We start from the raw sequence: 23,578 nt of genomic DNA on the forward strand, positions 1-23,578 counted from the left end.
CAGCCCGTCCCCACGGCTGATGGACTTGGCATCCGCGTCACCATACGTAGGAGAACCATAACTGAGCGTGATGATTGATGTCCGTATTCTTGGTCAAGCGGAGAAGCCTGTCGCTGAGAGTAATCAGACGAACCGGGACGACCGGCGCGCTACCGTAGCGCTGTGTCGCAGCCGAAGCCCCTCAACCTGCCGTTCGATCCCATCGACCGCGCCGCGGAGACCTGGCGCGCGCACTTCGGGCCCTCCGCCGCCATGGCCGCCGTCACGTCGATCATGAGAGCGCACCAGATCCTGCTGTCGCAGCTCGACTCGCTCCTGAAGCCGTACGGCTTGACCTTCGCCAGATACGAGGCGCTGGTCCTGCTCACCTTCAGCAAGACGGGCGCGCTTCCCCTGTCGAAGATCGGCGAACGGCTCATGGTCCATCCCACCAGCGTCACGAACACCGTGGACAGGCTGGAGAAATCCGGGTTCGTCTGCCGGCTGCCCAACCCGCGCGACGGCCGCGGCGTGCTCGCCCAGATCACCGACGCCGGAAGGGAGGTCGTGGGGCGGGCCACCGGCGACCTCATGGCGGCCGAGTTCGGGCTGACGATGTACGCCGAGGACGAACTCCAGGGGATGTTCGACCAGCTGCGCACGCTGCGGGTGGCGGCTGGTGACTTCGCCGGCCCGCCGATGCGGCAAGATGAAGAGCATGGCGGACTTCTCTAGGCCCGGGTCACTCTACGGAGCGGTCGACCTGGGCGCGCGCAAGCAGGCACTTGAGGCGCAGGCCCGGCGGGAGACGGCGGGTCCCCAGGCGGCCGCGTCCGACTCGATCGTCGATGTCGGTGAGGAGACGTTCACGACCGACGTCATCGACCGCTCGATGAGCGTCCCCGTGATCCTCGACCTCTGGTCACCCCGGGCGCCCGGCAGCGCCCAGCTCAGCCCGGTGCTCGAAAAGGTGGTCGGCGACCTCGGCGGCCGGGCCGTTCTGGCCAGGGTCGACGTCGACGCCAACCCCCAGATCGCCCAGGCGCTGCGGGTGCAGGCCGTGCCGACCGTGCTGGCCATCTTCCAGGGCCAGGCCGTGACCGGTTTCCAGCAGGTGCTGCCCGAGCAGGAGGTGCGCCGCTGGCTCGACGAGCTGATGGGCGCCGTCGAGCAGTTCTACCAGGCCAACCCGGACGCCAGGCCCCCGGCGGCGGAGGACGGCGAGCAGGAGGCCCCGGCCGGGCCGCCCGCCGACCCCGACCTGGTGGCGGCCGAGGAGGCCGTCGAGCAGGGCGACCTCGACGCGGCGGCGGCGGCCTACCAGCGGCTGCTGACCCGTGCGCCGGGCAACGAGGACGCCAGGATGGGCCTCGCGGGCGTCGGCCTGATCCAGCGTGCCGAGGCGGCCGACCCCGCCGACGTGCAGCGGCGGCTGCAGGACCCGGCCGACATCGACGCGGAGTTGCTCGCGGCCGACCTGGAGATGTTGTCGGGCTCGGTGGACGAGGCGTTCGACCGCGTCATCGGTGTGATCAAGCGCACCTCCGGCGACGATCGCGACAAGGCCAGGAAACATCTTCTGGGCTTGTTCGAGACCTTGCCCGGCGACGACCCATCTTTGGTGCGAGCACGTAGGGCTTTGGCGAGCGCCCTGTTCTAACCTGGGGTTATGCGGGTCGTCACCATCTCGGCGACATACGGCACGGCCGGCGGCCAGATCGGCCCGGCCGTGGCCGAGCGCCTCGGCGTGCCCTTCGTCGACCGTGCCATCCCCAGTGCCGTCGCCCAGGAGCTGGGCTGCACGCTGGAGGAGGCGCTGGCCCACGACGACCGCGCCGAGCACGGCCTGGGCCGGCTGCTCTCCGGAGCGATGCGGCTGCCCACGGTCACCTTCGGCGGCGTGGACATGTACGTTCCGGGCTGGATGCCGCTCCCGCCCGAGGAGTTCGTCCGCCGTACCGAGCGCATGCTGAAGGAGATGGCCCGCGACCAGGGCGGCGTCTTCCTGGGCCGGGCGGGGGCGGTGGTGCTGGCCGACCAGCCGGGCGCGCTGCACGTCCGGCTGGACGCGCCGGTCGAGCGGCGGATCCGGCAGACGGCCACGCTCGGCGAGCTGAGCGAGCGCGAGGCGCGCCGGATCATCGAGGACAACGACCGGGCCAGGGACGCCTACTGGAAGAGCTTCTACCGGGCCGATCCAGCGGACCCCCGCCGATATCATCTCGTCGCCGACAGCACCACGATCCCCGTTCCGACGTGCGTCGACCTGATCGTCACGGCGGCCGAGGCGCTGGCTTGACCTAACTCCCCCTAACATGGGAGACATTCTTGGTCAGTCCCGAAGGAGCGATTGACGTGGCGACCGTCCCGAGTGTGTCGTACTCCATCACCGTGCGCCTTGAGGTGCCCGCAGGCGGCAAGGCCGTCAGCCAGCTCACCCACGCCGTAGAGTCGGCCGGGGGCGTGGTGACCGCCCTTGACGTCACCAACGCGGGCCACGAGAAGCTCCGCATCGACGTCACGTGCGCGGCCAGGGACACCGACCACGCCCAGGCGATCGTCGACCAGCTTGAGGCCGTCGAGGGCGTCGTCATCCACAAGGTGTCCGACCGCACGTTCCTGATGCACCTCGGTGGCAAGATCGAGATGGTGTCGAAGGTGCCGCTGCGCAACCGCGACGAGCTCTCCATGGCCTACACCCCGGGCGTGGCGCGGGTGTCGATGGCCATCGCGCGCAACAAGGAGGACGCGCGGCGCCTGACCATCAAGCGCAACACGGTGGCCGTGGTCACCGACGGCTCCGCCGTGCTGGGGCTGGGCAACATCGGGCCCGAGGCGGCGCTGCCCGTCATGGAGGGCAAGGCGGCGCTGTTCAAACGCTTCGCGGGCATCGACGCCTGGCCGATCTGCCTGGACACGCAGGACGTCGACGAGATCGTCCGTACGGTGCAGATCATCGCCCCGGGCTTCGGCGGCATCAACCTGGAGGACATCGGGGCGCCGCGCTGCTTCGAGGTGGAGCGCCGGCTGCGCGAGCTGCTCGACATCCCCGTCTTCCACGACGACCAGCACGGCACGGCGATCTGCGTGCTGGCGGCGCTCACCAACGCGCTGCGGGTCGTGAACAAGAACATCGGAAACGTCAAGATCGCCATGGCGGGCGCGGGCGCGGCCGGCAACGCCGTGTTGCGGCTGCTGATGGCCTCGGGCGCGCGCAACGTGATCGTCTGCGACTACCTGGGCGCCGTGCACAAGGGACGCGACGATCTCGACGAGTCGCTGCGCTGGATCGCCGACCACACCAACGCCGAAGGCTACGCGGGCGACCTGCGGGGCGCCGTCAAGGACGCCGACGTCTTCGTGGGGGTCTCCGCGCCCGGCATCCTGACGGGTGACGACATCGCGACGATGGCCGACGACGCGGTGGTGTTCGCCCTGGCCAACCCCGAGCCCGAGGTGTCGCCCGACGACGCGCGCGAGCACGCCGCCGTGGTGGCCACCGGCCGCTCCGACTATCCCAACCAGATCAACAACGTGCTGGCCTTCCCCGGGGTGTTCCGCGGGCTGCTGGACGCGCAGGCGGGCGGGGTCACGCAGGACATGCTGCTGGCCGCCGCGGCCGCGCTGGCCGCCGTGGTGACGCCGGAGGAGCTCGGCCCCAACTACATCGTGCCGAGCGTCTTCCACCCCGACGTGGCGGGGGCCGTCGCCGCCGCCGTCCGCGAGGCGGCCGGTGGCCGCGCGCGCGGCTTCACCGAAGCTTGAGGACAACGTTCTTTCACGGGGTCCGCTTGCCGTGCGGGTCGTCGCTGTGGGCCGTTGCCGGGATCAGGCGGTAGCTTTCCTGGAAGACCAGGTTGTGGGCGTCGCCTGCGGCGATGGCGCGCAGGGTGTTCAGCTGGCCGGCGGCGTCGGCTGAGTCGAAGACGTTGAGCGGCCAGTCGCCGACCGTGTTGCCCCGCAGGTGCGGGTGGTGGAAGTCGGTGCCGTAATGGGCGACGATCGCGATCGGCTGGGCTCCGCAGTCCTGCTGCTCCGGCCAGGTCAGCGACCACATCGCGTTGAGACCGCCCTCCTTCGACCTGGTGACCCCGCTCGCCACCACCTCGCCGGTGCCAAGCAGCAGGTCGGCGTTCATCTCGTCGAGTGCCGTGCGGGCCACCGGGTCCAGGAGCTGGACCGCCGTGTCGAACAGGTGTTCCTTGTCCTCCCGCGTGGTGGCCTGGCCGTGGTTGCCGTCCCGCAGGTCCCGGAAGTGCCTGAGCAGGGCTTCGTTCATGGGAGTGCGCATGCCACCCTCCTGCCCTGGTGAAGGGGCAGGTTACCGTCGCGGCGGAAAATGCCTCAGGGGGTGGTGAGCAGCTCCTGGATCCGGGTCCGGACGTCCGGGGTGTCGAGGCCGCGGACCGTGAGCGTGGTGCGCCGGCGTACGACGTCGTCGACGGTGGCCGCCCACTCGCGGTCACGGGCGTAGACCGCCTGCGCCCAGATGTCCGGCCCGTCCGGATGGATGCGCTCGCCGAGCGCGGGATCCTCGCGGATGAGCCGGGCCACGTCGAACGCGATCGAGCCGTAGTGCGTGGCCAGATGGCGGGCGATCAGGGGATCCATCCGCGTGCCCGGGTCCCGGTCGGTCCACAGCCGCATGGCGACCGCGTCGGGGCTGGCCAGGCCGGGCAGCGGCACGGCCGGCAGGATGTCGGCCAGGTCGTCGCCCAGGGGCCGCCCCGGCAGGTGGGCGAGCATGTCGAACACGTGCCTGCCGATGTGCCGGTAGGTCGTCCACTTGCCCCCGGCCACCGACAACATGCCGCCCGAGCCCCGGGTCAGCACCGTCTCCCGCTTGGCCGACGACACCTGGCCGGGACCGCCCGGCAGCACCCGCAGCCCGGCGAAGGCGTAGGTGATGTCCTCGCGCCTGACCTGGGAGTCGCGGACCGCGTGCCCGGCCTCGTCGAGGATCTGCGTGATGTCGGCCTCGGTGGCGCGCACCCCGGCCGGATCGCCCTCGTACGCCTCGTCGGTGGTGCCGAGGAGCAGGTGGTCCTCCCACGGGATGGCGAACGACACCCGGAACTTGTCGATCGGTGTGGTCAACGCCGCCTTCCACGGCTCGTGGCGGCGCAGGACGAGGTGCGCGCCCTTGGAGAGCCTGATGCTGGGAGCGGCGTCCGGGTCCTCCAGCCGCCGCAGGTGGTCCAGCCACGGGCCGGTGGCGTTCAGGACGAGCCTGGCGGACACGCCGAACTCCGTGCCGTCGAACCGGTCGCGCAGGTCCGCGCCCGTCACCGTGCCGCGCGTCTTGCGCAGCCCGACGACCTCGGCGTGGTTGAGCACGATCGCGCCCGCGTCCACGGCCGCGCGCACGGTCATGACCGCGACGCGGCTGTCGTTCATCTGGTGGTCGCCGTAGACGGCCGCGGCCCGCAGCCCCTCGGTACGCAGGGCGGGCACCTTGGCGAGCGCCTGGTGCGGTGTGATCACCTTGCCCATGCCGTCGCCGAACACCGACAACGCCGAGTACAGGAACACGCCGGCGCCCAGCTTGGCCGCGCCGTGCGGCCCGCCCTTGTAGATCGGCACCAGGAACGTCAGCGGCTTGACCAGGTGCGGCGCGATGCCGCCGGCCAGGGCGCGGCGCTCGCGGTGGTTCTCCGCGACCAGCCTGACGTTGCCGGTCTGCAGGTAGCGCAGCCCGCCGTGGACCAGCTTGGAGGAGGCGCTGGAGGTGGCGCCGGCGAAGTCGCCCGCGTCGACCATCGCCACCCGCAACCCGGCCTGCGCGGCCATCCAGGCCACCGACGTGCCCAGGATGCCGCCGCCGATCACGAGCAGGTCGTAGGTGGTGCTGGACAGCTCATGGCGGATTTCCGCCCGGTCGATCCCGATAGCGATCGTCATCCCTTACTCCCCCTGCTCGACCCAGTCCAACGTCCGGGCCACGGCCTTCTTCCAGTTGCGGTATTCGCGGGCGCGGCCGGCCTCGTCGATCGCGGGCCGCCATTCGGCGGCCTTGTGCCAGTTGGCCTTCAGGCTGTCGAGATCGGGCCAGTAGCCGGTCGCGAGCCCGGCGGCGTACGCGGCGCCGAGCGCGGTCGTCTCGGCCACCATCGGCCGGATCACCGGCACCGCCAGCACGTCGGCCAGGGTCTGCATGAGCAGGTTGTCGGCCGTCATGCCGCCGTCGGCGCGCAGCGTGGTCAGGTCGAGCCCCGAGTCGGCGTTCATCGCGTCCACGACCTCGCGCGTCTGCCAGGCCGTGGCCTCCAGGACGGCCCGCGCGATGTGCCCCTTGTTGACGAACCCGGTCAGTCCCGCGATCACCCCGCGCGCGTCCGAGCGCCAGTGCGGCGCGAACAGACCGGAGAACGCGGGCACGAAGTAGCAGCCGCCGTTGTCGTCGACCGTCTTGGCCAGCGTCTCGATCTCGGCGGCGCTGGAGATCAGGCCCAGGTTGTCGCGCAGCCACTGCACCAGGGAGCCGGTGACGGCGATCGCGCCTTCGAGCGCGTAGGTGGCCGGGCCGTCGCCGATCTGGTAGCCGACCGTGGTGAGCAGGCCGTGCCGGGAGACGACCGGCTCCTGGCCGGTGTTCATCAGCAGGAAACTGCCGGAGCCGTAGGTGCTCTTGGTCTCGCCGGGCGCGAAGCACGTCTGGCCGAACAGCGCGGCCTGCTGGTCGCCGAGCGCGGAGGCCACCGGGACGCCGTCCGCCGTGTGCCCGTAGACCTCGGCGGACGGGCGGATCTCCGGCAACATCGCGCGCGGCACGCCCATCGCGGCGAGCAGCTCGTCGTCCCAGGCCAGCGTGTGGATGTTCATCAGCATGGTGCGGCCGGCGTTGGTCACGTCGGTGATGTGGCGGCCGGTGAGGTTCCACAGCAGCCAGCTGTCCATGGTGCCGAACAGCACCTCGCCGCGCTCGGCCCGCTCCCGCAGGCCGGGGATCTCGTCCAGCAGCCAGCGGATCTTGGGGCCGGCGAAGTAGGTCGCCAGCGGCAGTCCGGACTTCTTCCTGAACAGCTCCTCGTGCTCGGCCAGCGCGTGCGTCAGCGCGTCGGTCCTGGTGTCCTGCCAGACGATCGCGTTCGCGACCGGCCGGCCCGTCGCCCGGTCCCAGAGCACGGTGGTCTCGCGCTGGTTGGTGATGCCCAGTGCGGCGATCTCGCCGTCGGCCACGCCGTTCAGGGCCTCGGCCAGCACCCCCTGCACGGCCTGCCAGATCTCCGCCGCGTCGTGCTCCACCCAGCCCGGCTTGGGGAAGATCTGGCGGTGCTCGCGCTGGGCGACGGAGATGAGGTGGCCGGCCTGGTCGAACACGATGCACCGGCTCGATGTGGTGCCCTGGTCGATGGCTGCGACGTAGCGCGGTCGAGGCACTGGTTCCTCGCAAACTTTGGTTCGACAATGCCGAACGAATGGTATTCGGTGGGCGGAGCGGTGTTCAAGTCATCTGGCCAGGTCCCGGGTGATGGCGCGGGCGGCGTCGCGCACGTACGAGACGAACTCCATGTGCAGCGCGCCGTCCGAGGTCAGCCGCTCGACCGCGCCCCGGATGCCGATCGCCCCGACCACGATGCCGCGCTGGTCCTTGATGGGCGCGGCGATGGCCACCTCGCCCTCGGTCAGCTCTTCCATCTCCGCCGCCCAGCCACGCGTCCTGACCAGGTCGAGCTCGGCCGCGAGGGCGGCGGGGCCGGTGATCGTGCGCTTGGTGTGGGACTCCAGCGGGGGCGCGGGCGCCTCGTCGAAGGGGTCGTGGGCGAGCAGCACCTTGCCCAGCGCGCTGGCGTGCGTGGGCAGGTAGGTGCCGACCTGGAGGGTCTGCATGCTGTCGTCGGGCCGGAACACGTGGTGGATCACCAGCACCCGGCCTTCGTGCGGCGTGCCGATCCAGGCGCTCTCCCTGCTCCGTCCGGCCAGGGCGTCGGCCCAGTTGATCGCGCGGGTGCGCAGCTCGTTGACGTCGAGGTAGCTGCTGCCCAGATGGAGCAGCGTGGCGCCGAGGCGGTACTTGCCCGTGGCCGGGTCCTGCTCGACGAAACCGACGTGGACCAGCGTGCGCAGGATGCCGTGCAGCGTGCCCTTGGGCAGGCTCAGCGCCCTGGCCAGCTCGGCCACCCCGAGCTGGCGGGGGCCGGAGGCGAGCAGCCGCAGGATCGCGGCGGCCCGTTCGACCGACTGAATCGTCTCTCCCACACCGGTACTTTAGCGCAACTTCGTTCGGTATTGCCGAACGCTACGCGTGGACAAATGTCTACGCGGCGGCGCGTTCACGGAAGGCGTGCGTCAGCGGGAAAATCAGCACGAGCATGCTGCGGTCGCGGGATCCGGGCGTGGCTTAATGGGGCTATGGTTCTCTTAAGGGCTGACGGTGGCAGCCGGGTGATGAGGAGGATGAATGGAGCAACCTGCCCGTTTAGCGGGGACCGTGCGGCCGGGTGGCCGGACCGCACGGGTGCGCGCGGCCGTGCTGGAAGTCACGCAGGACGAGCTGGTCGAGCGCGGGTTCCACGGGCTGGCCATGGATCAGGTGGCGGCCAAGGCGGGCGTCGGCAAGACCACGGTCTACCGGCGCTGGGGGAGTACGGCGGGTCTGGTGGCCGATCTGATGACCGAGCTGGCCAACCAGTCGTCGCCGCACGCCGACACGGGCGGCATCGAGGGGGACCTGCGGGCCAACGCGCTGTCGGTCCACGGCGCGCTGAACGACGGGCGGCTGGGGGCCACCCTGCAGGCGGTGATCGCCGCCGCCACCAGTGACGAGCAGGCGGCTCAGGCGCTGCAGACGTTCTACCGGCGCCGCATCGAGGAGTGGGCCAGCGTCGTGGACCTCGCGGTGCGGCGGGGGGAGTTGCCCGAAGGCACGGACGGGCCCGAGGTGATCCGGGCGATCTCGGCTCCGCTGTACTACCGGCTGATGGTCACGCGGGAGCCGGTCACGAAGGAGGCCGCGTTGCGGTCGGTGGCGCGCACGCTGGCCGCCGCGCGGGCCGGAGCGTTCGTACAGGAGTCATAGCGGGCCGGAACGGCTCGTGCCTTGTGGCGTTCGTGTGGTGGACGGTGGGTCAGGGTGCCGAGGGCGTTCGTGTGGTGGGTCAGGGTGCCGAGCGGGGCCAGATCGAGCCGTACCACCAGAAGATGCCGCCCATCACGACGAGACCGCCGGCGGTGGCCAGCTTGCCCATCAGGTCGGCGGGCGGGCCGGTGAGGGGAAGGTGGCCGTGGCTGCGGCCCCAGGGGCAGTCGTTCTCGGCGTGGGTGGAGTCGATGAGGGTGTCGGCTTGGGCGTCGACGACCGAGTACGCCTCGATCTCGGCCCGGCTGCCCTTGCTGACGGGAACGTGCCGGACGATCGTCTTGCGGGCCGGGATGGAGCCCGTGGCCACGCTGGAGCCGTCGGCCTGCAGGTCGAAGCGTACGAGCTGGCGGGTCTGGTTGTGCAGCGTGACGGCCACCCGGCCGGAGCGGCAGCCGACGTCGTCCACCGTCATCGTGAAGGGGTCGCCGGAGTCCGGACGGGGCCAGGCCCACGCCGTGCCGGGAAGGAGCAGTGCCGCGCCGACCGGCAAGGCGATCAAGGCGAGACGGGTTCCTATGCGCATGTACTCCCCCCGAGTGATCTTTGCTACATAAGGTGCCCAAGTGGGCACGAAAAGTAACATCGGTGCACTGGGGGAGCGCGGAGCCCCCGGAACCCTTCATGATGGATGTATGGCGGAAGCGATCTACGTCGGCGGTTTGTTGGTGGCGACGCCGCTTCTCGACGATCCCAACTTTCGACGTAGCGTCGTGCTGATTCTCGAACACGACCTCGACGGCGGCACCCTCGGCGTGGTGCTCAACAGGCCGAGCGACATCTCGGTGACTCAGGTGCTGCCCGTGTGGGATCCCCTGGTGACAGGTCCGTCCGTGCTCTTCGAGGGCGGGCCCGTGCAGACCGACAGCGCGCTGGCGCTGGCGGCGGTCCCGAGCGGCGAGGAGCCGCTCGGCTGGCGCAGGCTGCACGCGGGCACCCCGGCCGTCTCGCGGCTCGGCACGGTCGATCTGGACGCGCCGCCCGAGATCCTGCAGGGCGAGATCGCGCAGATGCGGATCTTCGCCGGCTATGCCGGGTGGACGTCAGGACAGTTGGAGAGCGAGATCGCCGAGGGCGCCTGGTACGTCGTCGACTCCGAGGTCGACGACACCTTCCACGCCGACCCCGGCTCCCTCTGGCGGCACGTGCTGCGGCGGCAGCCCGGCGAGCTGGCGTTCGTGGCGACCTGCCCGGACGACCCCACACTGAACTGAAACGCTCGCGGCAGACCGAAGCCCTCGCCGGCTCAGAGGTCCCAGCCGGGGCGCAGCGAGCGCTCGGCCAGCTCGATGGTCTTCCGCATCCGGCCCATGATCTCCTCCACCGTGCCCTCGCGGCGCGGGCACTCGAAGCCGACGCGGAGCGTGGACATGGCGTAGGCGACGATCAGGTGGGAGAGCTGGTCCTCGTCGGGGTCGACACCCCTGCGCGCGGCGATGAGCTCGGCCAGGCGGAGCTCCGTCGCGGCCGCCCAGGCCACCGACTTGCCCACCAGGTGCGGGTTGTCCTCAAGAATGCGGCGCAATTTCAGGAATCTCGCCGACACCTCGGGCGTTGACCCCTCCATGTCGCTCAGCACGGCGCGCAGCGCCTGCATGAGCGAGGTGAACGGCGGCTCGTCCGACGGACGGGCCCGCAGGGTCTCCAGCAGGATCTCCTCGCCGTGGGCGTGGAACCACAACACCAGGTGGTCCTTGCCGGTGAAGTAGCGGAAGAAGGTGCGGGGGGAGACTTCGACCGACCCCGCGATCTGCTCTACAGTGGTCGACTCGTATCCTTGTTCGAGGAAAAGGTCGAGCGCCGCGTCGAGAAGCGCCAGGCGCGTCTTCTCCTTCTTGCGTTCTCGCAGACCCACTGTCGTCACTCCCTCGACACCTTTCTGTCACAGTGTGCCATAAGTCATAGTCCGCCGAATAAAACTCGTTTGTCAGATGTCATCGACTGACATAGATTACCTGAGGCTTACGAGATCTATGCCCCGGTGTGGGGCTGTATTAGGGGGACTTCATGGCTCACGCGAAGGCGGTCGACTTGCCGTCATCGCCCGGGACTGCGAAGACGGGGACCGCAGGTAATCCGTGGCTCGTGCTGCTCGCGGTCAGCCTCGGCGTCATCATGGTCATGCTTGACGGCACGGTCGTGGGCATCGCCAACCCGGTCATCCAGGTCGATTTGAAAGCCTCGCTGTCCGACCTGCAGTGGGTGACCAGTGGCTACCTGCTGGCGCTGGCGGTGTTCCTGATCACCGCCGGCAAGCTGGGTGACCTTTTCGGGCACAAGCGGGTCTTTCTGATCGGTGTGGCCGGCTTCGCCGTCTCTTCTGTGGGCATCGGACTGAGCGCCGAGCTGGCGGACATCATTCCCGGCCTGTCGCCGGTGGGTGCGCTGATCGGTCTGCGCGTGCTTCAGGGCCTGTTCGGTGCGCTGCTCCAGCCCGCCGCGCTGGCGCTGCTGCGTGCCGCCTTCCCCGGTGAGAAGCTGAACCAGGCGATGGGGGCCTGGGGCGCGATCATCGGCCTGTCGAGCGCCGCCGGCCCGATCGTGGGCGGCCTGCTGGTCGAGAAGGTGAGCTGGGAGTCGGTCTTCTTCATCAACGCGCCCGTCGGCGTCATCGCCCTGATCATGGGCATCTTCCTGATCAAGGACAACCGCGCGCAGACGATGGCGCGGATCGACTGGCTCGGCGTGTTGCTGCTGTCCGGCGCGATGTTCTCCCTCGTCTGGACGATCATCAAGGCGCCCGAGTGGGGCTGGGGTGACAGCACGACGCTGACCTTCGTGGCCGCGTTCGTGGTGCTGATCGGCGGCTTCATCTTCTGGCAGAGCAGGGCCAGTCAGCCGCTGGTCCCGCTGTCGCTGTTCAGGAACGTCTCGATCTCCATCGGCACCGTGCTGATGATGATGGTCGCGTTCGCGATGTTCGGCGCGATGTTCTTCCTGGGCTTCTTCTTCCAGGGCGTGCACGGTCTCACCCCGCTCGAGGCCGGTCTGCGCATGCTGCCGATGAGCGCGGGCATGATCGTCGCCTCGCCGCTGGCCGGCATGGCGATCGGCAAGCTCGGACCGAAGATCACGATGGCGGGCGGTCTGCTGATCACCGCGGTTTCGATGTTCCTCATGTCGCAGCTCAGCATCGACGCCTCGTTCTTCGAGAGCGGCCTGCCGTTCGTGCTGCTGGCCTTCGGGCTCTCGCCGGTGTTCGTGGGCGCCACGGAGATCATCGTGGGCAACGCGCCGGTGGAGCTGAGCGGTGTCGCGGGTGGTCTGCAGCAGTCGGCCATGCAGGTCGGCGGCGCGCTCGGCACCGCGATCCTGGGCGCCGTCATGGCCGCCGAGATCTCCAGCAAGCTGCCCGGCTACCTCGGCCCGGCGGCCCAGCAGATCCCGCCGGCGCAGATCGAGGGGCTGGAGAAGCTGGCCGCGTTCGGCAGCGCCCCGGCGGGCTCGCCGCAGCCGCTCATCGACGCCGTGCACAACTCCTTCATGGACGGCATGCACGTGGCCTTCATCGTCAGCACCTGCATCGCGGTGCTGACCGCCGCTCTGACGTTGTTCATCAAGTCCGGCAGGAAGACCGAGGGCGTGCCGGTGCACATGGGCTGATCCCTCGCCCGATCCTGAACGGCCCTCGCCATGCGGCGGGGGCCGTTCCGCTGTCCGGCTCTCTTTCGTGCTCCCTTGTCCGCGCTTCTTCGTAGTACGGCGGTTTTTCTCGTGTACGGCGGCTCCTCCAGGGGGCGGTATGGAGGAGGTGGGCCGTGGGCGGGCCTAAAATCGGTGGGGTGAGCAGCACGAAGATCCTCCCCAAGCAGGAGACCACGCCGAAGACCACGCCGCAGACGTCGCACGGCGACGGCGATCATGAGCGGTTCGCGCACTACGCGGACAAGCACAAGATCACTGAGAGCATGGTCACGGGCACGCCCATCAGGGCCCTGTGCGGCAAAATCTGGGTGCCCAGCCGTGATCCCAAGAAATATCCGGTCTGCCCGGAGTGCAAGGAGATCTACGAGGGCCTGCCCAAGGGCGGCGGCGACGGTGACGACAAGAAGCAGTGAGTGTTGCTGAGGGCTAATCCCTTCGAGTGAAGCTACGGTCAGTAGCCTGACCAGCTCAAACCGTAGTGGGGGGATTGCATGGCCCGGCGCGTGACCGCCGTCTCGTTGGCATGCCTGCTCGCAGCCACGCCGCCGCTCCGGCTCGACGCCGCGCAGGCGGCGGCCGGCTGCGCCGGACCCGCCGCGCGACCGGTCGGGCACGCCATGAAGGGGCCCGCCATGCCGGACCGCGCCGGGGAGGGGCCCGGTGCCGCCGCGCGGACGCGGGGGCGGGCCGCGGGGGCTGTCGTGCCGGTGCCCGGCCCGCGTTCGCCCCGGCCGGAGGACGTCGGGAAGGTGATGGCGGAGCTCGTCCGGCGCCTCGACGGCGTGACGCCGCCCGCCGGGTTCACCGTGCCCACCCACGTGCACGTCCTCGCCAAAGGCGTCCGGCAGGTCTCCGACGAGGCGGTCAGGACCCAGATCGACGTACTCAACTTCGCGTACGCGGGCGGCTACGGCGGCGTCGACACCGGCGTGCGGTTCAGGCTCGACGGCATCACGGTCAGGCAGAGCCCCACCTGGTTCGCCGACCCGATCGGTCACGAGCAGGCCATGAAGAACACGCTGCACCGGGGCGGCTCCAGCACGCTCAACCTCTACATCGCCCAGCTCAGCGAGCTCATGCTGGGCTTCGCCAGCTACCCCTACTGGTATGAGCAGGCGCCCCGCCTGGACGGTGTGGTGATCGACTGGCGCAGCCTGCCCGGCGGCGCGATGTCCGACTACAACCGCGGCTTCACCGGCGTCCACGAGATCGGGCACTGGCTCGGCCTCTTCCACACCTTCGAGAACGGCTGCGAGCGGCCGGGCGACGGCATCGAAGACACCCCGGCCGAGTCCAAGCCGACGGACACGTGCTCGCAGGAGAAGGACACGTGCACGCGCCCGGGCCTGGATCCGGTGCACAACTTCATGGACTACGGCAAGGACCGGTGCATGTCGGAGTTCACCGCCGGGCAGGCGGCGCGGATGCACCAGATGTGGGCGGCCTACCGACACCCAGCGTCGGTGTAGTTTTCCGGCAAATTACGATGTGTCGGTGACAGCACCGAAGGCACTCGACACTCCCCACCAACCCTCCAGGATCCTCGGCCCCGAATACCGCACCGCCACCGTCGGCATCCTGCTGGTGGTCACCCTGATCGCCTTCGAGGGGATGTCCGTCAGCGTCGTCATGCCCGACGTGGCCAAGGAGCTCGACGCACTCGACCTCTACGGGCTCAGCTTCTCCGCCTTCCTCATCGCCAGCCTGTTCGCGAACGTCGTGGCCGGGCTCTGGTCGGACCGGCGGGGTTACCCGCTGGCGTTCCTGACCGGGGTGGTGCTGTTCGTGGCCGGGATGGCGCTGGCCGGGGCGGCCGGCTCCCCGCTGTTGTTCCTGCTGGCGCGGGCCGTACAGGGGCTGGGCGCGGGAGCGTCCATCGTCGCGCTGTATGTGATGATCGCCCGCGTCTATCCGGCGGACGCGCGGCCCAAGGCGTTCGCGGCCGTCTCCGCCGCCTGGGTGGTGCCCGCGATGGTCGGCCCGGCCGTGGCCGGCTTCGTGGGCACGCAGTTCGGCTGGCGGTACGTCTTCTTCGGCATCATCCCGCTGGTCGTGCCCGCGCTGGTGATGCTGGTGCCCGCGCTGCGGATGGGATCGGGCGCCGAGCACGCGCCGGGCAGCGGGCCCCGTTCCAGGCCGGTGGCGATGACGCTGGCCGCCACCGCCACGGCGGGCGGGGCCGGGATGTTGCTGCACGGGGTGGACCGGCTGCACCTGCACGCCGTCTCCGGAGCCGTCGAGACGGTGGCGGGGCTGGTGTTGCTCGTGTCCGGCCTGTACCGGCTCCTGCCGCCCGGCGCGCTGCGCTTCGGGCGAGGGCTGCCGACGACCGTGATGATGCGCGGGCTGTTCTCGGCCGCGTTCTTCGGGGTCAACTCCTTCATCCCCCTGGCGCTGCAGGAGGTGCGGTTCTTCGACGCGCGTGACGCGGGCATCGCATTGACGACCGGTGCCCTGGGCTGGTCCGCCGGATCGTACCTGCAGAGCAGACGGGCGGGGGAGGCGCACAAGAGGATCCGGCTGGGCGCCGGATGTGTCACGGTCGCCATCCTGATCTCCCTGCTGTCCGTCCTGCCCGGGATGAGCGGGTGGATCGCGGCGCCCGCGTGGGTCCTGGCCGGGTACGGGATGGGCTACGGCATGACCACGGTCAGCATCACGGCGCTCAAGCAGTCTCCGCTGAACGAGCAGGGCGCCAACTCGGCGGCGCTGTCCGTCACGGACATGCTCGGCTCCGCGCTGGCGATCGGGATCGGCGGGGCGCTGATCAACGTGATCGGCCACGCCGCCGCGGAGATCGCCACCGGATTCGTCGTCATCTCCTGCGTCATGGCCGTCATCGGGCTGGGCGCGACCGTGCTCGCCGGGCGCACCCGCTGAATTCCGTCACTCCCGTCACGGCGATCACGGTTCGCCTGACCCTCGTGGCCAGGAGTGATAGGACAGCGGACAAGGAGGTGCCATGGAGGACGATCACCGTGTCTGGCCGCCGCACCCGCCGCCGCAGCAACCCCAGCCCGACCCGCGGCACCGCCGCGGCCCCGCCCGGCAGACGCGGGACACCGGTCCCGCCGAGGAGCGCGCGGGTCCGTCGAGCCGGCCTCTGGAGCCGGTACGCGACCGCCCGCCCGATCCCGACGCGGGCCGCCCCCCTCGCTCCACCCGCGACCCCTACCCGGGCCCCTACTCGGACCGGACACCCGGCTCTGACCGGAGTCGCACACCTCGCTCCGCCCCGGACCCCTCGCCGGGTCCGCCCCCGGACCGCCCGCCGGGTCCGTACCCGGACCGCCCGCCTGGTTCTGACCGGGGTCGCCCGCCCGGCTCTGATCAGGGTCGCCCGCCTGGTTCTGATCGGGGTCGTTCGGCCGGTTCTGATCCGAGTGGCGCTTCGGGTGGTTTCTGGGATGGTCCGACCGATTTTGACTGGGAACGTTCCTCCACTCGCGACCGGGGACGGTCGGGTGCGCCCGAGTCGCTGGATCCGGCGCCCGAGGCGCCGTGGAATCCGCGGATCCGCAGGGTCGCGGCGCGCGGCCCCGAGCGCACGCGGGAGCAGCCGCCCTCCTGGGACGCGCTGCCGCCGTCGGCGCGGCTGCACGGCTCTCCGGCGAACCCGAAACCGCGCGGGCGGGGCCGGACCTGGCGGGGCCGGACGTGGCGGCTCTGGGTGGCGGCGCTGGTGGGCCTGGCGGCGGTGACCGGGCTGGTGGCGGGGGGCATCGCGGTGGTGCCGCGGCTCACGGAGCCACCGCGGGAGACGGGGCGGCTGAGCGACGCGTTCGCCGGGGTGACGGCGTCGTTGCCACAGGGCTGGCGGCAGGCGCCGGTGCCGCCGGTGACCGGGTTCACCTCGGTCATCAGGAACGGGGCCGGGGCGCTCATGATGGCCAGGCCGGTGCAGGCGCCGGTGGCGGACGCCAAGAAGGCCACGGCGGAGGCGGCGGAGCTGTACTCCCGGCTCCTGCTCCAGGGAGATCGCGTGACCATCCTGGAGGACAAGTCGCTACCCGGGGGCCACACCCGTGCGCTGAGGGCGGAATATCGGGATGTGGCGAACCGGCCCGCGTTCCTGCGAGTGATGCTGCTCACGCGCGGCGGCCGGGTCGTCATGCTCGTCGGGCTGCTCCAACCTGAGGAGAACAGCCGCAGGGTGGAGCTCGACGCGGTGATGACGAGTGTGCGATAAGCCGCATAGCACGTGGAGAAGACCTTGACCAGAATCCATGGCTCACGGCACGTCTTGTCGGTAGGCCCGATTACTCTTGGGTCACTGTGAGAGAGCGAAGCACACGAACCCCAGAGGTGATGCGGTGAGCACGTTCGCCGCGTCCCACCTTTCGCCGTCCTATCCGGATCGCGCCGCGTGGGGCACCGCCCCCAAGCTCCGCGCCTGGCAGCAGGACGCGTTCGACCTCTACTTCAGGCGTGAGCCGCGTGACTTCCTCACCGTGGCGACCCCGGGCGCGGGCAAGACGACCTATGCCCTGCGCATCGCCAGTGAGCTGATCGCCAACGGTGTGATCAGGGCGATCACCATCGTCACGCCCACCGAGCACCTCAAGCGCCAGTGGGCCGACGCCGCCGCGAAGGTCGGCATCGGCATCGACCCGGAGTTCAAGAACAGCCAGGGCACGACGTCAAGCGACTACATCGGGGTCGCGGTGACGTACGCGCAGGTCGCCATGCACCCGGCCCTGCACAGGGCGCGCACGGAGGCGCGCAGGACCCTGGTCATCTTCGACGAGATCCACCACGCGGGCGACGCCAAGTCGTGGGGCGACGGCGTGAGCGAGGCGTTCGAGCCCGCCACACGGCGGCTCCAGCTCACCGGGACGCCGTTCAGGTCTGACGACAACCCGATCCCGTTCGTCGGCTACGAGGAGGACGCTGAGGGCTTCAAGCGCAGCGTCGCCGACTACTCCTACGGCTACGGCCCCGCTCTCGACGACGGCGTCGTGCGTCCCGTCATCTTCCTGGCCTACTCCGGGGAGATGAAGTGGCGCACCCGCGCGGGCGACGAGATCGCCGCGACGCTGGGCACGCCGCTGACCAAGGACCAGCTCTCGCAGGCGTGGCGGGCCGCGCTCGACCCCAAGGGCGACTGGATCCGCCAGGTCATGCAGGCCGCCGACCGCCGTCTCACCGAGGTGCGCCGCGGCGTCCCCGACGCGGCCGGCCTGGTCATCGCCACCGACCACGAGACCGCCCGCGCCTATGCCCGCCACCTGCGCAGCATCACCGGCGAGGGCGCCACCGTGGTCCTGTCCGACGACCCCGGCGCGTCCAAGAAGATCAAGCAGTTCGGGCTCTCGGAGGAGCGCTGGCTGGTCGCGGTGCGCATGGTGTCCGAGGGCGTCGACATCCCGCGCCTGTGCGTGGGCGTCTACGCCACCTCCATCTCCACCCCGCTCTTCTTCGCCCAGGCCGTGGGCCGTTTCGTGCGGGCCCGCAAGCGTGGCGAGACCGCCTCGGTGTTCCTCCCCTCGGTGCCCACCCTCATGGGGCTGGCCAACGAGATGGAGGTGGAGCGCGACCACGTGCTCAACAGGAAGCCTCCGGAGGACGGTCTCGACGACAGCCTGCTGGAGCAGGCCAACCGGCAGAAGGACAGTCCCGACGTCCTCGGCGACGAGCTCCCGTTCGAGACGATGGAGACGTCGGCCACGTTCGACCGGGTGCTGTTCGACGGCGGCGAGTTCGGCACGGGCGCGGAGATCGGCTCGGCCGAGGAGGAGGACTTCCTCGGTCTGCCGGGGCTGCTGGAGCCCGATCAGGTGGCGACGCTGCTGCGTAAGCGGCAGTCCGACCAGCAGGCCGCCAAGCGCAAGCAGGCGGAGGAGCCGCAGGAGCGGCTGGCGCCGCACGAGCAGATCGCGGAGCTGCGACGCGAGCTCAACGGTCTCGTCGGCGCCTGGAACCATCGCACCGGCCAGCCCCACGGTGTCATCCACTCCGACCTGCGCCGCTCGTGCGGCGGGCCGCCGATCGCCCAGGCGACGGCGGAGCAGATCCAGGAGCGGATCGCCACCATCCGCCGCTGGGCGACCCAGCGCCGCTAGGCGGGCACGCGGTCGCTGGGCGGGCACGAGGTCGCTGGGCGGCAGAGGGTCGCGCGGGCGCGGGCGCGGGGCGACGCAGCGCCGCTAGGCGGGCGTTGGGGGATCGTGGTGCAGCTCGCGGACCATGATCCGGCACTTCTCCGGGCGGTGCTCATAGCCGCCGTCCGGGGAGTAGACCGTCTCCGTGGTGGTGATCACTCCGTGCCGCCATTCTGTATAGCCGCAGCGCCGGTACAGCCGCTGGGCGTCCTGGTTGTCCAGGCCGACCCCGAGGGCGACCCGCGGGTGCCCCTCCCGGTGCAGCCGTTGCTCGGCGCCGCGCAGCAGCTGGGTGCCGATGAGCTCGTTGCGCCGCCAGGGCACGACTTCCAGATGGGTCAGCAGGGCGACGCCTTCGAGGTGCGCGCGCAGTTCGGGCTCCTCGGCCGGGGCGAGCCACACGTACACGTCGCCCAGCGGCACCTCGCGCTCCCAGGCGACGAGGAGGAAGCCGTGCCCGGCGTCCTGCAGGGCCAGCCGGTCGGTGAAATAGGTCTCCTGCCCGAGGGACCGGACGACGGCGGGAAACTCGTCGGGCGCGACCTGGCGGATGTCGACCGTCTCCGTGGACGGCGAAATCGCGCCGGCGGTAGTGCGAATCAAAGTGGGCTCTCCTTTGAGCTCCACGAGCGCAATGGCGATGCGCCGTCCTTGACCAGCCAATTTATGGCGGACACCGTATCAGAAAGAAACTGCGGAGTCAGCGCGAGATGATCGGCCCAGCGACGGCTGTCCTCTGTCCAGGCCTTCAGATAGGTGACGCAGAATTCCGGCTCTATCCGGCTGAGCCGGCCCAGAGCGGCCATCAGCGATTGCTCCATCGCGTGGGGGTCGGGCGTCGAGCCGAGTGGCAGCCGGCGGACCCGCAAGAGAATGTCTTCGATGAAAGCCCGGCGGCGCGATAAAAAGTGTCGCCAATGGCCGGGATCGGTTGCGGATTTCCAGCCGAGCGCCTCGTCAAGCAACCAGTAGATGCCTTCGGCGAGCACGTCGCCCAATTCCTGGTCACGGGCGCGAATAGGCCGATCAAAAGGATCGTACGCCCGCTGCCGCACCATTCCGGTCACCGCGAGGCGGCGCAGCGCGGTCTCGCTGAGCAGGTAGAACCAGTCGTCGTTGTAGATGTTGGGGAAGAAGGCGGGCTCGCGGGTCGCCGCGACCGCCAGCGCGCCGCCGCCCACGAACGAGTCCTGCCGGCCCTGGGTCAGCCGGTGCGCGTGGCACACCACCGAGTTGTCGGGGTAGCCGCCGATGCGCATGCCGACCGTGTCGTAGGAGTCGAGCAACGCCGCCGCCTGGGCCACCTCGCCATGGCCGCCGACCTCGATGTCGTCGTCCAGGAAGATCACCCGCTGCCAGCCCATCGCGCGGGCGAGGAGCAGCCCCGTGTTCCGCTTCATGCTGAGGTCGGTCGCCCGGTCGAAGGGCGTGCCCTTCAGCAGGGCGGAGGTCTCGAAGGCGGGCAGGTTCAGGCGGTCCACGTCGCCGATGTCGAGTGCGAGGAAGCGCAGGTCCCGCGGCATCAGGATGGCGGCGAGCTGGGCGTGGTTCCACCTGCGGCTGTGCAGGGAGACGAGGGGGCAACGCAGCGTGTACGCCAGCCGGGCGGCATGCTTGAGCCAGCGGGGATGCCGGATCGTGGGCACCAGGATCGCGTCCACGACCGTCGGCGCCGCGGGCGTGTGGTCCGATCCGTACGTGTCGACCAGATGCCGGTGCGAGCCGTGGTGATGGTCGGTTCTTTCCCGTTGTGTCTCGGTCACCATCAAGCCTCCGACCATTCGTGCAACCGGAGTGAGCCGAGGGTCCAGTCCGGTGTGATGACGATCGGGCCCTGCATCCTGACCCAGGTGAGGATGCTGTAGGACGCCGCGGTGCCGAAGCGGGCACGCAGGTAGGCCGCGTTGCGGTGCCGGAAACGCTGGTCCGTCAGCGCCCGTACCGTGCCGTACACGCCTCTGGCGTACATGCCATTGCAGATGGTCAAGGTGCGCTCGACATTGTCGGGATTGATGCCGCGGTAGAAGAAGCCGATGTCGGCCAGGAGCTGGAGCTGGTCGCCCGAGCCGCGGGTGAGGGGATGGTGCCTGGTGGTGTCACCGCCTTCGGCGACTTCGAAATAGGGCCCCTTGTCGCTGGTCCAGTCGGCCACCTGGCGCACGGGCAACTCGATCCGCTCCAGCATGGAGGCGGTGATCTGGTTGTAGTCGACCCCGCCCAGCAGCACCAGGTGCGTCGTGAGGTCGTCCGAGCGCAGGTCCGCCGCGGCGCTCACGGTGACCCTGCTGCGCGGGTTCACGGCTCTGAGCTGGCCGTACAGCTCGAAGAGTGAGTCCAGGTCGGAGTATTTGTAGAGCTCGATGTAGTCGGGTTTGAGCGGCGAGGCGTAGGGGATCTGATCACGCTCCTCCGGCGGGACCTGGGAGCAGAGGATCGTGATCGGCTCGCCGTCGGCGAACCGCCAGGGGTCCAGGAACGCGCCCTCCTGCGCCGGGGCCGGACGGCCGCTGACGGCGGCTCCGCCGGCCAGGGAGCGCAGGGCGGCCTGGCGCAGCCGGGTCAGCTCGTCCAGCAGCGCCCGGTGTCGCCTGAGCTCCTCATGGGTCAGCTCGGCCAGCTCCGGCACGCGGGTCGCGCCGTTGGCCGCCGACCTCTTGGTGGCGAAGAAGGCCGCGTACTTTTCGAGGCGGTGCTGGGGCGGGATCTTCGGCGTGCCGCGTACCGACTCCCATGAGGAGATCAGCGGAACGCTGACTCCCAAGGCCTCGTGTAGTTGCGCCTGGGTGATTCTCAGGTCCGGCCAGTGATTCTCCCGAAGATCACGCAGCCGGCGCGCCAGTGCCCGCGGAAGATCGTCTTCCACCATCGAGCCCCTATCACCTGTACTTCAAATCTTCAGTAAACATCCCCTGGGCATCGAAGTCGAGGGAGACGCGGTGCGCAGCCGGGCACGCCTGTCGGTCCGGTTAAGTGAATGCCGCTGAAGTTCAACGGAATTGAGCCCGGATCTAGTGAAAAGGGGGGAGTGGGCCATTGAATCCGCAGTTTCACGTGAATGCGCGCGGACGGATCGCCCGCGCTTGTCTTCTGTTGCACGTCGGTCCGATAATCACCATGAATAGCGAAGAACTTTCGCGAAATATATTGCAGGTGATCGCACCGCGATGACAACGACGGCGGCGGCGGGCCGGGCAGCCCGTACGGCCGCACCGCGGGCGCCTCCTGGCGGGGCCGGTGAACGGCGGCGGCTCGGCACCGAAGGTCTCCGGAACAGCGTGTCTCCGTACCAGGGAAAAACTTTATGACAACTCTAGTCCTCCACCTCTCAGGGGCAATGCCCCCTTCCTTCGACACTAGGAATCTGACCCTTCTCATCCTCGCCACCATGATCACGGCGGCGGTGGCGGCGACCCGCGCCATGGTCCGGCGCAGGCGCGGCATCATGGCGGTCGGCGGCACCGGCGTCCTCCTCGCGGTGCTCGCCGTCCTGGCCGCCGCCTACCTGATCACCTTCAGTACGGTTTGAAGCTCCATCGCGCGCGGCGCGCCACTCGCCGGCGTCGCGCGCGTGACCCGGGACCCCGATCCCGATCCCGATCCCGAAGGGATTACGGTGCGTGACTCTGTGTGTTTGGCCACAGAGCAGTGGCCTCCTGTTAGAAGCTCGCAGGAAGCGGCAACAACCACACTTGGCTTGGCTCGGGATTCGCAGAAGGACGTTGCCCATGTCGTCTGAGGCCACCGGAAAATCGACGCTCGGTGTAGCCTCCGGCCTCTCTCGAAACGCCATCATCATCAGGCTTGAGGGTGAGCTAGACGTCAACGCGGTGCCGGTGTTGCGGGATCACATGCTGCACATCTGGGACCTTCCTCCCAAGCCCTTTCTGATCGTTGATCTGGGCCAGGTCACGTTCTGCGACTCGGTGGGGATGAACGAGCTCATCAGCGTCATGCAGCGCTGCGAGGCCAGGGGCACCCGGCTGCTGCTGGGTGGAGTGCAGGGGGTGATGGCCAGGGTGTTGTCGATCACGGGGCTGCGGCACGCGTTCGAGGTGTTCGCCCGGCTCGACGACGCCCTGCGACTGGTGGTGACCCATCCCTAGACCGCCGGCCCGGTCATGCGGCCACCTGGCGGCATAAGTCGGCTTACGGCGTCGGATCGGGGATTCGCCGCCCCGTACGCCCATCAATCGGGATAAAGCCAGATTTGTCGCCCAGCGGCACCCGCAGCACGGCCGTCCGGCCCCTGACGTGCACCGGAAGCGTGACCGCCTCCCTGTGGTGCAGCGTGAAGACGGCCCGGTGCTTTCCGGCACGCGGCCCCTCGTACACCCACACCAGCAGCTTGTCCCCCTTGTCGTGGACGACGACGTCGGCGCTGGCGCACTCCCGCGGTCCGGCCGGCCAGCTCAGCACCAGCGCGTCACGTGCCTTGCCGACCTCGGCGGACAACGGCGCCGGAGCCCGGGTGTCGCAGGACGGCGGCGCGGCGGCCGGCCGCGCCACCGCCGGCGGGTGGGGGACGGGCACGGGGATGGCGGCGGTCATGGCGATCGTGCCGCCCTCCAGCAGCACCAGCGTCATGATCGCGCCCACGCGTTCGCCGGTGGTCCCCCTGATGAGCAACCACAGGCTGAGGGGAGCGAGGAGGAGCCAGGCCGCACCGAGAGAGAGGGCCAGCATGAGGCGACCTCCACGAGGACGAAGATGTGTCACTCACCGTGTTAATGCAGTTTCGGAGAGGGTTCGTCCTCTTGAGTATCACATGACCGGA

24 protein-coding genes are annotated in these 23,578 nt (G+C 69.8%); 14 read left to right on the plus strand and 10 right to left on the minus strand.

The window, feature by feature from the left end; genetic code table 11:
- Positions 1–162 precede the first annotated feature (162 nt).
- Genes ACWD0F_RS37535 through ACWD0F_RS37550 form a run of 4 tightly spaced genes read left to right on the plus strand, consistent with a single transcriptional unit; the run spans position 163 to position 3,744 of the window.
- Entirely contained in the window at positions 163–714 is a 552-nt protein-coding gene (locus ACWD0F_RS37535; RefSeq protein ID WP_449884835.1) for a MarR family winged helix-turn-helix transcriptional regulator, read from the plus strand.
- On the plus strand, positions 698–1,639 hold the full coding sequence (locus ACWD0F_RS37540; RefSeq protein ID WP_449884837.1) for a tetratricopeptide repeat protein: 942 nt from the start codon (positions 698–700) through the stop codon (positions 1,637–1,639). Before ACWD0F_RS37535 ends, ACWD0F_RS37540 begins: the two co-directional genes overlap by 17 nt.
- 9 nt (positions 1,640–1,648) lie before the next feature.
- A complete protein-coding gene (locus ACWD0F_RS37545) occupies positions 1,649–2,278 on the plus strand; it encodes a cytidylate kinase-like family protein (RefSeq protein WP_449884839.1) in 630 nt (209 codons plus the stop codon).
- Positions 2,279–2,334: 56 nt separating this feature from the next.
- Entirely contained in the window at positions 2,335–3,744 is a 1,410-nt protein-coding gene (locus ACWD0F_RS37550) for a malic enzyme-like NAD(P)-binding protein (RefSeq protein ID WP_449884842.1), read from the plus strand.
- A gap of 13 nt (positions 3,745–3,757) precedes the next feature.
- Here ACWD0F_RS37550 and ACWD0F_RS37555 read toward each other — a convergent pair whose 3' ends face one another.
- The 4 genes from ACWD0F_RS37555 to ACWD0F_RS37570 all read right to left on the minus strand — a co-directional run bounded on the left by ACWD0F_RS37555 (position 3,758) and on the right by ACWD0F_RS37570 (position 8,178).
- On the minus strand, positions 3,758–4,270 hold the full coding sequence (locus tag ACWD0F_RS37555) for a hypothetical protein (protein WP_449884845.1): 513 nt from the start codon (positions 4,268–4,270) through the stop codon (positions 3,758–3,760).
- Between the two features lie 53 nt (positions 4,271–4,323).
- Positions 4,324–5,880, minus strand: coding sequence for an FAD-dependent oxidoreductase (locus ACWD0F_RS37560; protein WP_449884848.1), 1,557 nt, complete (start codon positions 5,878–5,880; stop codon positions 4,324–4,326).
- Between the two features lie 3 nt (positions 5,881–5,883).
- On the minus strand, positions 5,884–7,359 hold the full coding sequence (gene glpK, locus ACWD0F_RS37565) for a glycerol kinase GlpK (RefSeq protein ID WP_449884851.1): 1,476 nt from the start codon (positions 7,357–7,359) through the stop codon (positions 5,884–5,886).
- Between the two features lie 69 nt (positions 7,360–7,428).
- A complete protein-coding gene (locus ACWD0F_RS37570) occupies positions 7,429–8,178 on the minus strand; it encodes an IclR family transcriptional regulator (RefSeq protein ID WP_449884854.1) in 750 nt (249 codons plus the stop codon).
- A gap of 202 nt (positions 8,179–8,380) precedes the next feature.
- Between ACWD0F_RS37570 and ACWD0F_RS37575 the strand changes: the two genes are divergently transcribed.
- Positions 8,381–8,998 (plus strand): TetR/AcrR family transcriptional regulator, encoded by a 618-nt coding sequence (locus ACWD0F_RS37575; RefSeq protein WP_449884857.1) that lies wholly within the window; start codon positions 8,381–8,383, stop codon positions 8,996–8,998.
- A gap of 79 nt (positions 8,999–9,077) precedes the next feature.
- Here the strand turns inward: ACWD0F_RS37575 and ACWD0F_RS37580 are convergent, their stop codons facing one another.
- A complete protein-coding gene (locus tag ACWD0F_RS37580; RefSeq protein ID WP_449884859.1) occupies positions 9,078–9,584 on the minus strand; it encodes a hypothetical protein in 507 nt (168 codons plus the stop codon).
- Between the two features lie 109 nt (positions 9,585–9,693).
- On the opposite strand from ACWD0F_RS37580, the gene ACWD0F_RS37585 reads away from it, so the two are divergent.
- Positions 9,694–10,272, plus strand: a complete 579-nt coding sequence (locus ACWD0F_RS37585) for a YqgE/AlgH family protein (protein ID WP_449884861.1) — start codon at positions 9,694–9,696, stop codon at positions 10,270–10,272.
- Between the two features lie 32 nt (positions 10,273–10,304).
- Here ACWD0F_RS37585 and ACWD0F_RS37590 read toward each other — a convergent pair whose 3' ends face one another.
- The gene (locus ACWD0F_RS37590) at positions 10,305–10,922 is read right to left on the minus strand and encodes a TetR family transcriptional regulator (RefSeq protein WP_449884864.1); all 618 of its coding nucleotides are present in this window, start codon (positions 10,920–10,922) and stop codon (positions 10,305–10,307) included.
- 143 nt (positions 10,923–11,065) lie between these two features.
- On the opposite strand from ACWD0F_RS37590, the gene ACWD0F_RS37595 reads away from it, so the two are divergent.
- The 6 genes from ACWD0F_RS37595 to ACWD0F_RS37620 all read left to right on the plus strand — a co-directional run bounded on the left by ACWD0F_RS37595 (position 11,066) and on the right by ACWD0F_RS37620 (position 18,765).
- The gene (locus tag ACWD0F_RS37595) at positions 11,066–12,661 is read left to right on the plus strand and encodes a DHA2 family efflux MFS transporter permease subunit (protein ID WP_449884867.1); all 1,596 of its coding nucleotides are present in this window, start codon (positions 11,066–11,068) and stop codon (positions 12,659–12,661) included.
- Positions 12,662–12,840: 179 nt separating this feature from the next.
- Positions 12,841–13,116, plus strand: coding sequence for a DUF3039 domain-containing protein (locus tag ACWD0F_RS37600; RefSeq protein WP_449884869.1), 276 nt, complete (start codon positions 12,841–12,843; stop codon positions 13,114–13,116).
- 78 nt (positions 13,117–13,194) lie between these two features.
- A complete protein-coding gene (locus ACWD0F_RS37605) occupies positions 13,195–14,172 on the plus strand; it encodes a zinc metalloprotease (RefSeq protein WP_449884872.1) in 978 nt (325 codons plus the stop codon).
- A 25-nt stretch (positions 14,173–14,197) separates the two neighbouring features.
- The gene (locus ACWD0F_RS37610; RefSeq protein ID WP_449884874.1) at positions 14,198–15,583 is read left to right on the plus strand and encodes an MFS transporter; all 1,386 of its coding nucleotides are present in this window, start codon (positions 14,198–14,200) and stop codon (positions 15,581–15,583) included.
- A gap of 790 nt (positions 15,584–16,373) precedes the next feature.
- Positions 16,374–16,892, plus strand: coding sequence for a hypothetical protein (locus tag ACWD0F_RS37615; protein WP_449884877.1), 519 nt, complete (start codon positions 16,374–16,376; stop codon positions 16,890–16,892).
- A 124-nt stretch (positions 16,893–17,016) separates the two neighbouring features.
- Complete coding sequence (locus ACWD0F_RS37620; protein WP_449884880.1) at positions 17,017–18,765, plus strand: DEAD/DEAH box helicase; 1,749 nt, start codon at positions 17,017–17,019, stop codon at positions 18,763–18,765.
- An 84-nt stretch (positions 18,766–18,849) separates the two neighbouring features.
- On the opposite strand, the gene ACWD0F_RS37625 is transcribed toward ACWD0F_RS37620, so the two are convergent.
- The 3 genes from ACWD0F_RS37625 to ACWD0F_RS37635 are packed head-to-tail and all read right to left on the minus strand — an operon-like array spanning position 18,850 to position 21,670.
- Positions 18,850–19,407, minus strand: coding sequence for a GNAT family N-acetyltransferase (locus ACWD0F_RS37625; RefSeq protein WP_449884882.1), 558 nt, complete (start codon positions 19,405–19,407; stop codon positions 18,850–18,852).
- Positions 19,404–20,570 carry a hypothetical protein gene (locus ACWD0F_RS37630; RefSeq protein WP_449884885.1) on the minus strand — a complete coding sequence of 389 codons (1,167 nt, stop codon included), beginning with the start codon at positions 20,568–20,570 and terminating at the stop codon, positions 19,404–19,406. Before ACWD0F_RS37630 ends, ACWD0F_RS37625 begins: the two co-directional genes overlap by 4 nt.
- Positions 20,570–21,670: a helix-turn-helix domain-containing protein gene (locus ACWD0F_RS37635; RefSeq protein ID WP_449884887.1), complete on the minus strand. Its 1,101-nt coding sequence runs from the start codon at positions 21,668–21,670 to the stop codon at positions 20,570–20,572. The genes ACWD0F_RS37630 and ACWD0F_RS37635 overlap by 1 nt, the downstream gene beginning before the upstream one ends.
- Before the next feature lie 519 nt (positions 21,671–22,189).
- Between ACWD0F_RS37635 and ACWD0F_RS37640 the strand changes: the two genes are divergently transcribed.
- Both ACWD0F_RS37640 and ACWD0F_RS37645 read left to right on the plus strand, forming a co-directional pair.
- Positions 22,190–22,330: a hypothetical protein gene (locus ACWD0F_RS37640; protein ID WP_449884890.1), complete on the plus strand. Its 141-nt coding sequence runs from the start codon at positions 22,190–22,192 to the stop codon at positions 22,328–22,330.
- Between the two features lie 199 nt (positions 22,331–22,529).
- Positions 22,530–22,907 (plus strand): STAS domain-containing protein, encoded by a 378-nt coding sequence (locus tag ACWD0F_RS37645; protein WP_449884893.1) that lies wholly within the window; start codon positions 22,530–22,532, stop codon positions 22,905–22,907.
- A 43-nt stretch (positions 22,908–22,950) separates the two neighbouring features.
- On the opposite strand, the gene ACWD0F_RS37650 is transcribed toward ACWD0F_RS37645, so the two are convergent.
- A complete protein-coding gene (locus ACWD0F_RS37650) occupies positions 22,951–23,487 on the minus strand; it encodes a hypothetical protein (RefSeq protein WP_449884896.1) in 537 nt (178 codons plus the stop codon).
- Positions 23,488–23,578: the final 91 nt, after the last annotated feature.

Source organism: Nonomuraea sp. NPDC002799, assembly GCF_053592075.1.

Coding starts and splice junctions, on each gene's coding strand:
- ACWD0F_RS37540 (WP_449884837.1), top strand. CDS start 698: ATGGCGGACTTCTCTAGGCCCGGGTCACTCTACGGAGCGGTCGACCTG.
- ACWD0F_RS37545 (WP_449884839.1), top strand. CDS start 1,649: ATGCGGGTCGTCACCATCTCGGCGACATACGGCACGGCCGGCGGCCAG.
- ACWD0F_RS37555 (WP_449884845.1), bottom strand. CDS start 4,270: ATGCGCACTCCCATGAACGAAGCCCTGCTCAGGCACTTCCGGGACCTG.
- ACWD0F_RS37560 (WP_449884848.1), bottom strand. CDS start 5,880: ATGACGATCGCTATCGGGATCGACCGGGCGGAAATCCGCCATGAGCTG.
- ACWD0F_RS37575 (WP_449884857.1), top strand. CDS start 8,381: ATGGAGCAACCTGCCCGTTTAGCGGGGACCGTGCGGCCGGGTGGCCGG.
- ACWD0F_RS37580 (WP_449884859.1), bottom strand. CDS start 9,584: ATGCGCATAGGAACCCGTCTCGCCTTGATCGCCTTGCCGGTCGGCGCG.
- ACWD0F_RS37585 (WP_449884861.1), top strand. CDS start 9,694: ATGGCGGAAGCGATCTACGTCGGCGGTTTGTTGGTGGCGACGCCGCTT.
- ACWD0F_RS37595 (WP_449884867.1), top strand. CDS start 11,066: ATGGCTCACGCGAAGGCGGTCGACTTGCCGTCATCGCCCGGGACTGCG.
- ACWD0F_RS37605 (WP_449884872.1), top strand. CDS start 13,195: ATGGCCCGGCGCGTGACCGCCGTCTCGTTGGCATGCCTGCTCGCAGCC.
- ACWD0F_RS37630 (WP_449884885.1), bottom strand. CDS start 20,570: ATGGTGACCGAGACACAACGGGAAAGAACCGACCATCACCACGGCTCG.
- ACWD0F_RS37635 (WP_449884887.1), bottom strand. CDS start 21,670: ATGGTGGAAGACGATCTTCCGCGGGCACTGGCGCGCCGGCTGCGTGAT.
- ACWD0F_RS37640 (WP_449884890.1), top strand. CDS start 22,190: ATGATCACGGCGGCGGTGGCGGCGACCCGCGCCATGGTCCGGCGCAGG.
- ACWD0F_RS37645 (WP_449884893.1), top strand. CDS start 22,530: ATGTCGTCTGAGGCCACCGGAAAATCGACGCTCGGTGTAGCCTCCGGC.
- ACWD0F_RS37650 (WP_449884896.1), bottom strand. CDS start 23,487: ATGCTGGCCCTCTCTCTCGGTGCGGCCTGGCTCCTCCTCGCTCCCCTC.